Raw genomic sequence first — 14,023 nt, forward strand, 5'->3', positions numbered from 1 at the left:
CCGACTACTCTGCCCGCATGATCGCCTCCCTTCAGTGCCTCGTCGTCGACTGTCCCGACCCGACCGCCCTCGCCCGCTTCTACGGGGAGATCCTCGGCAGCGAGCCGGACACCTCCCGGCCCGAGTGGGTGACGCTGGCCACCCCGGACGGCCTGCGGTTCGCCTTCCAACGCGCGGAGAACCACCGGCCGCCGGCCTGGCCCGACCCGGAGCGCCCCCAGCAGATGCACCTCGACTTCGACGTGCCGACCCTCGCCGACCTGCCGGAGGCCGAGGCGAGGGTGCTGGCCCTCGGCGCGACGTTCCTCCACGACAGCGGAGGGGAGACCAGCGGCTTCCGCGTCTACGCGGACCCCGCGGGCCATCCGTTCTGCCTCTGCTACGGCCAGGGCTGAGGGCGCCGGCCGGAGGCGGCGCCGCCCGGCGCCCCGGCCGGCCGTCAGGTCCGGCGCCGCCTCGTCATCAGCCGGCCCTCCCCGTCGAGGCGTTCGTCGCTCTTCAGGATGAGGATCCCGTCGACGAACCCCCAGAAGAACGCGCCGCCGGCGGTGAGGAACTGGAGGAGACCGACGCCCCAGTGCCCGGAGTAGAAGCGGCCGAGCCCGAAGACGCCGAAGAAGACCTGCAGCCAGCCCATGACGGCCTTCGACTTGGGCGAGAGCTCGGGCCCTCCCCCTCGGCCGCGGTCGTTCCCCGGCGGCGGCGCCGACGGGGTGGCGGGCGACGGGACGTCGGCGGGCGCCGGGGAGGGCTCGGCGCGGGACGCTGGCTCGGGGTCGGGCGTCGGCGCGCTCGGCGGGGCGGTGTCAGCCGCCGGCGGGGTGGTGTCAGCCGCCGGCGGGGTGGTGTCAGCCACCACCGGCGGAGCGGTGTCAGCCGCCGGCGGGGTGGCTATCTCCGTGGGAGCGGCGTGCGCCGAGGCGGTGGCGAACTCGGGAACGCCCCCGCGCGCGACGGGGGTCGAGGGGGCGGCGGGTGGCGGCGGCGTCGCGGGTTCCGCGGGAAGGGGCGCGACCGGAGCGGCGGGGGTGGCCGGTTCCGTGGGGGCCGCGTGCGCGTCCGAGACCGTGAGCGGCGGGCCGAACGCGCCCTGCGGAGTGGCGTCGCCTGAGGACGCCGGCGCGGTCGGCGTGTACGGCGCGCCCCCGGCGTCCCACCGGGTCGGGGCGGCGGCGTCCGCGCTGTCGGTGGGCCCGCTGAGGGCGAGCAACCGGGCCGCTTCCTTGCCGAGTTGCGCGGTCAGGGCGGGGGGCAGCCACACGCCTTCCGCGCCGTCCGGGTCCTGGTGGCGCTCGGCCTCCTTCGCGATCTCCTCGGGGTCGGGCCGGTCGGACGGGTCCTTGGCCAGGCAGCGTTCCACCAGGTCGCGTATGGGGCCCGAGAGCCCGTCGAGCGTGGGCGGCTCGGCGACGACGCGGTGCATCAGCGAGTGCGCCGCGGAGTCACGGGTGCCGAACGGCCCCTCGCCGGTGGCGGCGTAGGCGAGTACGGCGCCGAGGCCGAAGACGTCGCTGGCGAAGGTGAGGCGTTCGCCGCGGACCTGCTCGGGCGACATGTATCCGGGCGAGCCGATCGCCACGCCCGTCCGCGTCGCGACGGCGCCGTCGGTGGCGCGCGCGATGCCGAAGTCGATGACACGCGGGCCGTCCAGCGTGATCAGCACGTTCGACGGCTTGAGGTCGCGGTGCGTCACCCCGGCGCCGTGGATGGCCATCAGCGCCCTGGCCAGCCCCTCGGCCAGCCGCCACACGGAGAACTCGGGGAGCGCGCCGTGCAGTTCGTCCACCGCTCGGGTCAGTGCGGGGCCCGGCACGAAGCCGGTGGCCAGCCACGGCACCTCGGCCTCGGTGTCGGCGCCGAGCACCGGCATGGTCCACTCGCCGGAGACGCGCTGGACGGCGGCGGCCTCCTGGCGGAAACGGCGCCGGAACTCCGGCTCGAACGCGAAGTGCGGATGGATCAGCTTCACCGCGACCGTCCGCCCGTCCGGGGCGCGGCCCAGGTAGACCCGGCCCATCCCGCCCGCCCCGAGGCGCGCCAACAACCGGTATCCGCCCAACTCACGCGGATCCGCGGGCTCCAACGGTTTCACGCCCTGCTCCCTGTCCCCCGTGACGTCAGGAAAACCACTGCTCTCGCTACCCTCTCGATGCACTCGGAATGGGCCAACCCGGCCGCCGGAGACGGCCGTTGCCACTTCCCACGACCGGAACACTCTCGCACGCGGACGGGTCGGCGGCGCGCCCCGCCGTCCCCTCCGGCCCGGGACGGAACGACCGTCGACGGCCACAGCCGTGCGGGCAAGCCGAACGGTACCGTTCCCACCGCCCCCCGTGCGCCTCGCCCCCGGGGACGGGCTGGCGCCCCGTGCGCGGGGCGACGGCCCGTCAGCGGCGGCGTCCGCCGACCGGCTGGCGCCGCGTCACCGGAGGGCGCCCGCCGCCAGCCCCGCGGAGAGCCGTCGTTGCACGGCCACGAAGAAGAGCAGGACGGGCAGCGTGATCAGTGTGGAACCGGCCATCACCGCCCCCCAGTCGGTGCTGTACTGGCCGAAGAAGCGGTGCAGGCCGACCGCCGCCGTGTACTTGCCGTCGTCCTGGAGGAACACGAACGCGAAGACGAACTCGTTCCACGCCACGATGAACGCGAAGACGCTCGTGGCGACCAACCCCGGCGCGACCAGCGGGAGCAGCACGGAACGGAACATCCGCCACCAGCCGCAGCCGTCCAGGTAGGCCGCCTCCTCCAGTTCGCGCGGGACGGCGGCGACGAAGCCGCGCAGCGTCCAGATGGCGAAGGGCAGCGAGAAGGCCAGGTAGACGACGGTCAGCCCGAGCAGGCTGTTGAGCATCCGCAGGTCGCGCATCTGCAGGAAGAGCGGGATGACCAGCGCCTCCAGCGGCACCATCTGCACGATCAGGACCATCACCAGGACCTTGGTCCGCATCCGGAAGCGGAACCGCGCGACCGCGACGGCCGCGAAGAGGGCCAGCAGCCCGGCGAGCAGCACCGTGCCGAGGCCGACCAGTGCCGAGTTGACCAGGTAGCGGCCGAAGTCGCCCTCGTCCAGCACATGGCGGAAGTGGTCGAGCGTCACCCCCTCGGGCAGCACCGCGGCGCCCCGGTGGTCGGCGCCGGGGTCGAAGGCGGAGGAGACCATCCAGTAGACGGGGAAGAGGGTGAACGCCAGCAGCGCCGCCACCGCCGTCCCGAGCCCGAGCCGCCGCCACGGTCCCGTTCGGTTCACGGCTCCTCCCCCTCCCCGGCCAGCGCCTTCACATAGCCGACGGTGAGGGCCAGCAGCAGCAGCGTCAGCAGCACCGCGATCGCCGACCCCATCCCGTACTCGTTGCGGCTGAACGACTGGATGTAGGACCAGACGCCCAGGTTGAGCACCTCCGGGTTGGCGCCCGAGCCGCCCGGCATCAGATAGACCTGGGCGAACACCTTGAAGTCCCAGATGGTGGAGAGGATGGTCACCACCGCGAAGACCGGTCTGATGGTCGGCACGGTGATCCGCCAGAACCGCTGCCACGCGTTGGCGCCGTCCATGAGCGCCGCCTCCGGCAGCTCGCGCGGGATGGTCAGCAGCGCCGCGTAGAGGGTGACGGCCACGAACGGGAAGCCGTGGTGGACGACGTTGAGCGTGGCGATGGCGTAGAACGACCAGCGGTCGGTGAACCAGTTGGTCTCCCGGGGCTCGATGGCCCCGGCCGCGTCCAGACCGCCGCTGACCACCCCGTTCAGCGGGTCGAAGATCCAGATCCAGACATAGGTGCCGGTCACCGCCGGCATCGCCCAGGCCATCATGATCACCGTGGAGCAGACCACCCGCCAGGTCCGCCCCAGCCTGGCCAGCAGCAGCGCCACCAGGGTGCCGACGAGCAACGTGAGGAACACGCAGGCGGCGGCGAAGAACACCGTGTTGGGCAGCACCGTCTTCCAGAGGAACGGGTCGCCCAGGATCTCCCGGTAGTTGTCCAGACCGGTGTAGTCGCTCTCGCCGGTGTTGATCTGCCGCAGCCCGTGGTTCTGGAACGACAGCAGCACCACCCGCACCAGCGGCCACAGCAGCAGCACCGCGAGGACCGCGAGCGCCGGCGCCAGCAGCAACCAGGGGCGCGCCGCCCGCGTCCAGGCCGCGCGGCGCGCCCCCCGGGCGTGCGCGAGAGCCGGCGCGCCCCCCTGGCCGGAGGACGCGCTCGCCTCAGCCGGCAAAGGTCTCGTCCATCGCGGCGGCGGCCTCGTCGGCGGCCTCCCGCACGGTGGCCTCGCCGGAGAGGATCGACTGGAGCATCCGGGGCAGCAACTGCTCGCCCTGGATCGTTCCGTACCGGTCGGTGACCGGAAGGCTCGCGCCGGCCTCCAGCATCTGCCGGGCGAACGGCGCGACCAGCGGCTCCCCCGCCGCCCGCACCTCCTCCACCAGGCTCTGCCGGCCGGGGAAGTAGCCGGAGGACTCGGCCCAGCGCCCGGCGAACTCGCCCTGGGTCATCAGGGAGATCAGCTCCCAGGCCAGGTCCGGGTCGGCGCTCTGGAAGTCGCCCAGCAGCGAGCCGCCCACGAACGACGGGCTCAGCCCGCCCTCCGGGCCCGGGATCGGGACGACGCCTATCCGCTCCGCCCACCCCGGGTCGGACTCCACCAGGGTGGTGACGGTCCAGTTGCCGTTGATCACCATGGCGGCCTCGCCGTTCTGGAAGCTCTCCAACTGGTCGGTCTCCAGCCAGGTCTCCGCGGCGGCCACGGACAGCCCGTGCTCGGTGGCGAGCGAGGTGTAGAACGCGATGCCCTCGACGGCCTCCGGCTCGTTCACCGTCGCACGCCAGCCGCCGTCCCCGTCCGGCTCGGCGATCTCCCCGCCCGCGCCCCAGATGAACGGGTCCAGGCCGTACTCGCTGCCGCCCGCGACCGGGAACGGGATCATCTCCGGCTCCGCCTCCCGCAGCGCGAGCCCGACCTCGCGCAGCTCCTCCCAGGTGGTGGGCGGTCGCAGGTCGTGCTCGGCGAAGACGTCCGCCCGGTAGAGCAACGCGCGCACCCCGGCGTACCACGGCATCCCGTAGGTCGCGCCGTCCACCGTGCCCGCGTCGTACAGGCCGGGGAGCAGGTCCTCGCCCAGCCCGTCGGCCTCGATGCGCGGCGCCAGGTCGGCCAGGGCCCCGGCGGCGCCGAACTCCGGCGCCCAGGTGGTGCCGATCTCCGCCACGTCGGGCAGCTCGCCACCGGCCATGGCGGTGGTGATCCGGTCGTGGGCGTCCGCCCACTGGATGAACTGGACGTCCAGTCCGACCCCGGTGCGCTCCTCGAACGCCGCGCCCAACTCCGCCGCGTAGGAGGCCGCGTCCGGGTTGGTGCCCTCCATGATCCACAGCGACAGGGTGTCGGGGTCTCCCCCGCCGTCCCCGCCGCAGGCCGTCACCGCGCCGAGCGCCAGCACCGCCGAGGCCGCCACCAGCCGTCGGCCCGCAGGCGGGACGCCGCCTCTTCCGGAAGAACGCGCCATCGCCGTCTCCCCTCCTCACCGTGGTGATCAGGTCACGCGGATGCGTTGCTGAGGACAGCGTTGTCCAGCCGGGACCGGGTCCACACCCCCGGCGGCGAACCGTCTGTGGGCCGACCTTTGGCGGTCGAGGACGAGAAACGGAACCTGATCGGTCCCTGTCACGTCAGAACGGGACACGCAAAGGGAGGTACGTCGTGCGAAACAAGATGATCGTGCCCACTGTCGCGGTCGCCGGCCTGCTGCTGGTCGGCTGTGGTTCCGACTCGGACGACTCCGACGAGAGCCAGCCGAACGACCCGTCGCGGAGCGCGCCCGACGAGTCGGGCGACGACGCGGGCTCCCCGCCCGAGGACGGGGACGGGGGACAGGACGACGAGGACGCGGACGCCGGCTCCACCGAGGGCGGCGGCGAGGACGGCGCGGACACGGGCGGCGACGCCGGGGAGGCGGACGCCGCGGCCTTCGACGCCAGAGCGCGGGAGGTCGCCGAGAGCTGGCCCGAGCCCCTGCCCCCGGCCGAGCCCGCCGAACAGCTCGCCTCGGTGACCGGCATGTTGCCGGCCGAGTCGACGAACGAGGAGCTGACGGTCGAGATCGGCCACGGCCAGTGCGACGCCGACTTCGGCGCCTGGGTGGCGGAGACCGACGAGCTGGTGATCGTGGGCGGTTGGGCCGAGCCCGACCCGTCCGTCGACATGTGCGCCGAGGTCATGGTGATGGACGAGGCGCCCGTCGAGCTGGAGGCCGAGCTGGGCGACCGGACCGTCGTCGACGCGGCCACCGGCGAGGAGCTGACCGTCGTGGAGCAGGACGCCGGCTGACGGAACGGCCGGCGCCGCGCGCACCGCACATGACGGCGCCCGCCCTCGGTCGGGGAGGGGCGGGCGCCGGCTGTGTCCGTACCCCGTTGTACGGCACGCTCGCGCCGAACGGCCGCCGGGCCGTTCGGACGGTGGGGACGGCTCAGACCGCCAACGCGCGGTCGGTCGGCCGGACCGGGTAGGGCAGCGTGGACTGGCCGGTCAGATACCGGTCGACGCCGCGCGCCGCCGCGCGGCCCTCGGCGATCGCCCAGACGATCAGCGACTGGCCGCGCCCGGCGTCACCGGCGACGAAGACGCCGTCGACACCGGTCGCGTAGCTGGCGTCGCGGACGATGTTGCCCCGGCCGTCCAGTTCGAGGCCGAACTGCCGCACCAGGCCGTTCTCCTGGTCGGTGCCGGTGAAGCCCATGGCCAGGGTCACCAGCTGGGCGGGGATGCGCCGCTCGGTGCCGGCCTTCTGCTCCAGCCTGCCGTCCACGAACTCCACCTCGATCAGGTGGAGCCACTGGACGTTGCCCTCCTCGTCGCCCTCGAAGCGGGTCGTGGAGACCGAGTAGACCCGCTCGCCGCCCTCCTCGTGCGCGGAGGTGACCTTGTAGAGCATCGGGAACGTCGGCCACGGCTGGTGCGGCTGCCGGTCCTCGGACGGGCGCGGCATGATCTCCAGCTGGGTGACGGAGGCGGCGCCCTGCCGGTGCGCGGTGCCGACGCAGTCGGCGCCGGTGTCGCCGCCGCCGATGACCACCACGTGCTTGCCCTCGGCGGAGATCGGGGCCCGGGTGAGGTCGCCCTCCTGCACCTTGTTGGCCAGCGGCAGGTACTCCATCGCCTGGTGCACGCCGTTGAGCTCCCGCCCGGGGACGGGCAGGTCGCGCGCGGCCGTCGCGCCGGCGGCGATCACCACGGCGTCGTAGCGGCGGCGGAGCTTGGCCGCGTCCACGTCGCGGCCGATCTCCACCTCGGTGCGGAACTTGGTGCCCTCGGCGCGCATCTGCTCGACGCGGCGGTTGAGGTGCCGCTTCTCCATCTTGAACTCGGGGATGCCGTACCGCAGCAGGCCCCCGATCCGGTCGGCGCGCTCGTAGACGGCGACCGTGTGCCCGGCGCGGGTCAGCTGCTGCGCCGCGGCGAGCCCCGCCGGGCCCGAGCCGATCACGGCGACGGTCTTGCCGGAGAGCCGCTCGGGCGGCTGCGGGGTGACGTCCCCCGCCTCCCACGCCTTGTCGACGATGGTGACCTCGACGTTCTTGATGGTGACCGCCGGGCGGTTGATGCCCAGCACACACGCCGACTCGCAGGGCGCGGGGCACAGCCGCCCGGTGAACTCCGGGAAGTTGTTGGTCGCGTGCAGCCGCTCGCTGGCCGCCGCCCAGTCCCCCCGGTAGGCGTAGTCGTTCCACTCGGGGATCAGGTTGCCCAGCGGACAGCCGCTGTGGCAGAACGGCACGCCGCAGTCCATGCAGCGGCCGGCCTGCTTGCTGATGACCGGCAGCAGCGAGCCGGGGACGTAGACCTCGTTCCAGTCCCTGACGCGCTCGTCGACCGGGCGGGTCTCGGCGACCTCGCGGCCGGTGGTGAGAAAGCCCTTCGGGTCAGCCATGGGTCGCCGCCTCCATCATCTTCTCGTGGGTCTCGGACTCGCTGAGTCCGGCCCGCTCGGCGGCGTCCTTGGCGGCGAGCACGGCCTTGTAGGTGGTGGGCATGATCTTGCTGAACCGGACCAGCGCGCTGTCCCAGTCCTTCAGCAGCCGGTCCGCGACGGTGGAGCCGGTCTCCTCCGCGTGGCGGCGCAGCACGTCGCGCAGCCACTCCTGATCGTCCGTCTCCAGCGGTTCGATCGCGACCATTCCGTGGTTGACCAGGTCCGGATCGAGATCGACCACATAGGCGACGCCCCCGGACATGCCGGCCGCGAAGTTCCGCCCGGTGTCACCGAGCACGACGGCCCGGCCGCCGGTCATGTACTCGCAGCCGTGGTCGCCCACGCCCTCGGCGACGACCGTGGCGCCCGAGTTCCGCACGCAGAACCGCTCCCCCACCCGGCCCCGCAGGAAGATCTCGCCGCCGGTCGCGCCGTAGGCGATGGTGTTCCCCGCGATGGTGGAGAACTCGGGCAGATGGTCGGCGCCCCGGTCCGGCCTGACCACGAGCCGGCCGCCGGAGAGGCCCTTGCCCACGTAGTCGTTGGCGTCGCCCTCCAGCCGCAGGGTGATCCCGCGCGGCACGAACGCCCCGAACGACTGGCCGGCGGAGCCGGTGAACGTGATGTCCACCGTGCCGTCCGGGAGCCCGGCCCCGCCGAAGCGGCGGGTCACCGCGTTGCCCAACATGGTGCCCACGGTGCGGTTGATGTTGCGGACCGCGACCTGCGCCCGGACCGGCTGGGCGTCCTCCGGCCGCTCGGCGGAGAGCGCGTCGGCGGACAGCTTGATCAGCTGGTTGTCCAGCGCCTTCGCCAGACCGTGGTCCTGCTCGACGACCCGGCGACGGTGCGCGCCGTCCGGCAGCTCGGGCACGTGGAGCAGCGGCTCCAGGTCAAGACCCCGCGCCTTCCAGTGGTCGACGGCCCGGGAGACGTCCAGCAGCTCGGCGTGGCCGATCGCCTCGTCGAGGCTGCGGAAGCCCAGCTCGGCCAGCAGCTCGCGGACCTCCTCGGCGACGAACTCGAAGAAGTTGACGACGAACTCCGGCTTCCCGGTGAACCGCTGCCGCAGCTCCGGGTTCTGCGTGGCGATCCCCACCGGGCAGGTGTCCAGGTGGCAGACGCGCATCAGCACACAGCCGGAGACCACCAGCGGCGCCGTCGCGAAGCCGTACTCCTCGGCGCCGAGGAGCGCGGCGATCAGCACGTCGCGGCCGGTCTTCAGCTGTCCGTCGGTCTGCACCACGATGCGGTCCCGCAGGCCGTTGAGCAGCAGGGTCTGCTGCGTCTCGGCGAGGCCCAGCTCCCAGGGGCCGCCCGCGTGCTTGAGCGAGGTCAGCGGCGAGGCGCCGGTGCCGCCGTCGTGTCCCGAGATCAGCACCACGTCGGCGTGCGCCTTGGAGACGCCGGCGGCGACGGTGCCCACGCCGACCTCGGAGACCAGCTTCACGTGGATGCGGGCCGCCGGGTTGGCGTTCTTCAGGTCGTGGATCAGCTGCGCCAGGTCCTCGATCGAGTAGATGTCGTGGTGCGGCGGCGGCGAGATCAGGCCGACGCCCGGCGTCGAGTGCCGGGTCCTGGCCACCCACGGATAGACCTTGTGGCCGGGCAGCTGCCCGCCCTCGCCCGGCTTGGCGCCCTGCGCCATCTTGATCTGGATGTCGTCGGCGTGCACCAGGTACTCGCTGGTCACACCGAACCGGCCGGAAGCGACCTGCTTGATCGCGCTGCGCCGCTCCGGGTCGACCAGCCGCTCCGGGTCCTCGCCGCCCTCGCCGGTGTTGGACTTGGCGCCCAGCCGGTTCATCGCGATGGCCAGCGTCTCGTGCGCCTCCTGCGAGATGGAGCCGTAGCTCATGGCGCCGGTGGAGAACCGCCTGACGATCTCGCTCACGGGCTCGACCTCGTCCAACGGCACCGCGGGGCGCTCGCCCTCCCGCAGCCGGAACAGCCCGCGCAGCGTCATCAGCCGCTCGGCCTGCTCGTTCACCCGCGAGGTGTACTGGCGGAAGACGTCGTAGCGCCCCTCGCGCGTCGAGTGCTGGAGCCGGAAGACCGCCTCCGGGTCGAAGAGGTGCGGCTCGCCCTCGCGCCGCCACTGGTACTCGCCGCCGATCTCCAGCGTGCGGTGCGCGGACGCCACCCCGGAGGCCGGGTAGGCGGCGGCGTGCCGGGCGGCGACCTCGCGGGCCACCACGTCGAGGTCGGCGCCGCCGATCTTGGTGGTGGTGCCCTGGAAGTAGCGGTCGACGAAGGCCGCGTCCAGCCCGATCGCCTCGAAGACCTGCGCGCCCCGGTAGGAGGCGACCGTGGAGATGCCCATCTTGGACATCACCTTCAGCACGCCCTTGCCGAGCGCCTTGATCAGGTTCCCGATCGCGGTCTCGGCGTCCACCCCCGGCAGGTAGGTGCCCCGGCTGACCAGGTCCTCGACGGACTCCATCGCCAGGTACGGGTTGACGGCGGCGGCGCCGTAGCCGATCAGCAGCGCGACGTGGTGCACCTCGCGCACGTCGCCCGCCTCCACCAGCAGCCCCACCTGGGTGCGCTGCTTGGTGCGGATCAGGTGGTGGTGCACGGCCGAGGTGAGCAGCAGCGAGGGGATCGGCGCGTGCTCGGCGTCCGAGTGCCGGTCGGAGAGCACGACGATCCGCGCGCCCTCGTTGATCGCCGCTTCCGCCTCGGCGCAGATCTCGTCCAGCCGCCTGGCCAGCGCCTCGCCGCCGCCGGAGACCCGGTAGAGCCCGGAGAGCGTGGTGGAGGCGAAGCCGGGCAGCTCCTCGTCGGCGTTGATGTGGATGAGCTTGGCCAGCTCGTCGTTGTCGATCACCGGGAACGGCAGCGTCACGCTGCGACAGGACGCGGCGGTCGGCTCCAGCAGGTTGCCCTGCGGGCCGAGCGAGGAGAGCAGCGAGGTGACCAGCTCCTCGCGGATGGCGTCCAGCGGCGGGTTGGTGACCTGCGCGAACAGCTGGGTGAAGTAGTCGAAGATCAGCCGTGGCCGGTCCGAGAGCGCGGCGATCGGGGTGTCGGTGCCCATCGAGCCGATGGGCTCGGCGCCGGTCTTCGCCATCGGGGTGAGCAGGACCCGCAGCTCCTCCTCGGTGTAGCCGAAGGTCTGCTGCCGGCGGGCGACGGAGGCGTGGGTGTGCACGACGTGCTCGCGCTGCGGCAGGTCGGCCAGGTCGATCAGGCCGTCCTCCAGCCACTCCGCGTACGGGTGCTCGGCGGCCAGCCGCTCCTTGATCTCGTCGTCCTCGATGATCCGGTGCTCCGCGGTGTCCACCAGGAACATCCGGCCCGGCTGGAGGCGCCCCTTGCGCACCACCCTGGCGGGGTCGATGTCCAGCACGCCGACCTCGGAGGAGAGCACGACGAAGCCCTCGTCGGTGACCCAGTAGCGGCCGGGGCGCAGCCCGTTGCGGTCCAGCACCGCGCCGACCTGGACGCCGTCGGTGAACGTGACGCAGGCCGGACCGTCCCAGGGCTCCATCATCGTGGAGTGGTACTGGTAGAACGCCCGCCTGGCCGGGTCCATCGACGGGTGGTTCTCCCACGCCTCGGGGACCATCATCAGCACCGCGTGCGGCAGCGAACGGCCGCCGAGGTGCAGCAGCTCCAGCACCTCGTCGAACGTCGCGGAGTCCGACGCCTCGGGGGTGCAGACCGGGAAGACCCGCGACAGCCGCTCGGGGTCCCCGAAGAGGCCGGTGGCCAGCTGCGACTCCCGGGCGCGCATCCAGTTGCGGTTGCCCTGGACGGTGTTGATCTCGCCGTTGTGCGCGACGAAGCGGTACGGGTGGGCCAGCGGCCAGGACGGGAAGGTGTTGGTGGAGAACCGCGAGTGGACCAGCGCGACGGCGCTGGTCAGCCGGCGGTCGGAGAGGTCCGGGTAGAACGGCTCCAGCTGCCCGGTGGTCAGCATCCCCTTGTAGACCAGGGTGCGGCTGGAGAGCGAGGGGAAGTAGACGCCGGCCTCGCGCTCGGCGCGCTTGCGCAGCGCGAAGACGATCCGGTCCAGCTCCAGACCGGTGCGGCCGTCCCGCGCGTCGGCGACGAAGAGCTGCCGGAACGTCGGCATGGTGGCGCGGGCGGCGGCCCCCAGCAGTTGCGGCGCGGTCGGTACCTCGCGCCAGCCGACGACGGTCAGCCCCTCCTCGGCGGCGATCTCCTCCACCCGGGCGACGGCGGCGGCCAGCCCGGGTTCCTCGGCGGGGAGGAACGCCATGCCCACGGCGTACCCGCCGGCGGCCGGCAGCGCGAAGGAGACGCTCTCCCGGAGGAAACCGTCCGGGATCTGGAGGAGGATGCCGGCGCCGTCGCCGGTGTCCGGGTCCGAGCCGGTGGCCCCACGGTGTTCGAGATTGCGCAGGACGGCGAGTGCCTGGTCGACCAGCTGATGGCTGGGCTCGCCGGTGAGGGTGGCGACAAAGCCGACGCCACACGCGTCGTGCTCGTGGCGCGGGTCGTACATCCCCTGCTTGACCGGGTGGGACGCAGAACGCATCGGCTCTCCCGTCGTCGTCTTGGTCTCTGTGGACTTACGAGGGACGACGTTGGCCCTGGCGTTCGTTAAATTTTCGTGCAGATTACACGATGACCCGATTCCCGGGAAGCGGATAGCACAGTCCACGATACGGACTTCTGCGCGTGTGGTCGCGACGGTATGGGCCGTTTTGGGCCTCGTGGTCGCTGGGAGCCGAGGACGCCGATGTCCTGAGGGCGTACTGGCACATGCCCGCCGTCGACGGAGCGAAACCCACGGGAAACAAGTCCGCCCCCGAAAAGCCCGAACAGGCCAACGCCGCCCGGTGGTGCCGGGCGGCGTCGGCGGGGTGCGGCGGAGCGGGAGAAGGGCCTACTTCTCGGTGCTGGCCTTGACGCTCTTCTCGTCGGCGTCGGCGTCGGCGTCAGCCGCCTCGGCGTCCGTGGCCGTGGCCGTGGCCGTGTCCTTGGCGAGGCCGTCGCCCCGGCCGGCGCCCTCCGGCTCGTCCGCCTTCTCGGTCTTCGCCGCCTTCTCGGGCGCCGCACCGGCGGACTCGCTGTCCTTCGGCTCGACGTCCTTCGCGGTGGCGTCCTTCGCGGTGGCGTCCTTCGGCTCGGCGGACTCGGCGCTCTCCGGGGCCGTCGGGTCGTCCGGCGACGGCTCGACGGCCTCCTCGCGGCCGGGGTGGCGGCGGGCGGAGACCACCAGGTAGGCGACGGCGCCGAGGAAGACGACGATCGACGTCCAGTTGTTGAGCCGCAGCCCGAGGAACTCGTGGGCCTCGTCGATCCGCAGGTACTCGATCCAGAACCGGCCCACCGTGTACGCCGCGACATAGAGCGCGAACGATCGCCCGTGGCCGAGCCGGAAGCGGCGGTCGGCCCAGATCACCAGCACGCCGACGCCCACGCACCACAGGGACTCGTAGAGGAAGGTCGGGTGGAACGTGTCATAAACACCCCGAAACTCTGGGGAAATGTTCTCCTCGTCGATATGAAGAGCCCAGGGCACATCGGTTGGACGACCGTAGAGCTCCTGGTTGAACCAGTTGCCCCAGCGGCCGATGGCCTGCGCGAACGCGATCCCCGGCGCGATCGCGTCCGCCATCGGCGGCAGCGCGATCCCCCGGCGGCGGCAGGCGACCCACGCGCCCAGCGCGCCACCGGCGATCGCGCCCCAGATGCCGATGCCGCCGTCCCAGATCTTGAACGCGTCGACGGGGTCGCGGCCCTCGTCGAAGTACAGCTGGTGGTCGGTGACGACGTGGTAGATCCGCGCGCCGATCAGGCCGAACGGCACCGCCCAGACGGCGATGTCCGCGACCGTTCCCGGCTGCCCGCCGCGCTGCGTCCACCGCCGGCCGCCCAGCCAGATGGCCAGGAAGACGCCGATGATGATGCATACCGCGTAGCCACGCAGCGGCAGCGGCCCCAGCTCGATCTCGCTGGTGCCCGGACTGGGGATTGAGGCAAGGATCTCCATGGTGCAGCCGACGCTACCACCGGGCCGCGCGCGAGGGCTGAACTAGGCCGCCCCACCGGCCGATCGTGGACCCTGGCGCCCCG

Annotated in this window: 9 protein-coding genes; 2 read left to right on the plus strand and 7 right to left on the minus strand. The window is 72.7% G+C overall.

The window, feature by feature from the left end:
• Positions 1-17 precede the first annotated feature (17 nt).
• A complete protein-coding gene (locus tag CRP51_RS00930; RefSeq protein ID WP_097228964.1) occupies positions 18-395 on the plus strand; it encodes a VOC family protein in 378 nt (125 codons plus the stop codon).
• Positions 396-439: 44 nt separating this feature from the next.
• Here the strand turns inward: CRP51_RS00930 and CRP51_RS00935 are convergent, their stop codons facing one another.
• The 4 genes from CRP51_RS00935 to CRP51_RS00950 form a co-directional block, all read right to left on the minus strand.
• Positions 440-2,092 carry a protein kinase domain-containing protein gene (locus CRP51_RS00935; RefSeq protein ID WP_097228965.1) on the minus strand — a complete coding sequence of 551 codons (1,653 nt, stop codon included), beginning with the start codon at positions 2,090-2,092 and terminating at the stop codon, positions 440-442.
• A gap of 330 nt (positions 2,093-2,422) precedes the next feature.
• Positions 2,423-3,247: a carbohydrate ABC transporter permease gene (locus CRP51_RS00940; protein WP_097228966.1), complete on the minus strand. Its 825-nt coding sequence runs from the start codon at positions 3,245-3,247 to the stop codon at positions 2,423-2,425.
• The gene (locus tag CRP51_RS00945) at positions 3,244-4,218 is read right to left on the minus strand and encodes a carbohydrate ABC transporter permease (RefSeq protein ID WP_097228967.1); all 975 of its coding nucleotides are present in this window, start codon (positions 4,216-4,218) and stop codon (positions 3,244-3,246) included. Before CRP51_RS00945 ends, CRP51_RS00940 begins: the two co-directional genes overlap by 4 nt.
• Entirely contained in the window at positions 4,208-5,506 is a 1,299-nt protein-coding gene (locus CRP51_RS00950; RefSeq protein ID WP_097228968.1) for an extracellular solute-binding protein, read from the minus strand. Before CRP51_RS00950 ends, CRP51_RS00945 begins: the two co-directional genes overlap by 11 nt.
• A 194-nt stretch (positions 5,507-5,700) precedes the next feature.
• Between CRP51_RS00950 and CRP51_RS00955 the strand changes: the two genes are divergently transcribed.
• Positions 5,701-6,327, plus strand: a complete 627-nt coding sequence (locus tag CRP51_RS00955) for a hypothetical protein (RefSeq protein WP_097228969.1) — start codon at positions 5,701-5,703, stop codon at positions 6,325-6,327.
• A gap of 142 nt (positions 6,328-6,469) precedes the next feature.
• On the opposite strand, the gene CRP51_RS00960 is transcribed toward CRP51_RS00955, so the two are convergent.
• The 3 genes from CRP51_RS00960 to lgt all read right to left on the minus strand — a co-directional run bounded on the left by CRP51_RS00960 (position 6,470) and on the right by lgt (position 13,940).
• Positions 6,470-7,930 (minus strand): glutamate synthase subunit beta, encoded by a 1,461-nt coding sequence (locus tag CRP51_RS00960; RefSeq protein WP_097228970.1) that lies wholly within the window; start codon positions 7,928-7,930, stop codon positions 6,470-6,472.
• On the minus strand, positions 7,923-12,479 hold the full coding sequence (gene gltB, locus CRP51_RS00965) for a glutamate synthase large subunit (RefSeq protein ID WP_097228971.1): 4,557 nt from the start codon (positions 12,477-12,479) through the stop codon (positions 7,923-7,925). Before gltB ends, CRP51_RS00960 begins: the two co-directional genes overlap by 8 nt.
• A 351-nt stretch (positions 12,480-12,830) precedes the next feature.
• Entirely contained in the window at positions 12,831-13,940 is a 1,110-nt protein-coding gene (lgt, locus tag CRP51_RS00970; RefSeq protein WP_097228972.1) for a prolipoprotein diacylglyceryl transferase, read from the minus strand.
• Positions 13,941-14,023: the final 83 nt, after the last annotated feature.

This window comes from Streptomyces zhaozhouensis (assembly GCF_900230195.1).
In the GTDB taxonomy this organism is placed as follows: Bacteria; Actinomycetota; Actinomycetes; order Streptomycetales; family Streptomycetaceae; genus Streptomyces; species Streptomyces zhaozhouensis.

Coding starts and splice junctions, on each gene's coding strand:
- CRP51_RS00930 (WP_097228964.1), top strand. CDS start 18: ATGATCGCCTCCCTTCAGTGCCTCGTCGTCGACTGTCCCGACCCGACC.
- CRP51_RS00950 (WP_097228968.1), bottom strand. CDS start 5,506: ATGGCGCGTTCTTCCGGAAGAGGCGGCGTCCCGCCTGCGGGCCGACGG.
- CRP51_RS00960 (WP_097228970.1), bottom strand. CDS start 7,930: ATGGCTGACCCGAAGGGCTTTCTCACCACCGGCCGCGAGGTCGCCGAG.
- gltB (WP_097228971.1), bottom strand. CDS start 12,479: ATGCGTTCTGCGTCCCACCCGGTCAAGCAGGGGATGTACGACCCGCGC.
- lgt (WP_097228972.1), bottom strand. CDS start 13,940: ATGGAGATCCTTGCCTCAATCCCCAGTCCGGGCACCAGCGAGATCGAG.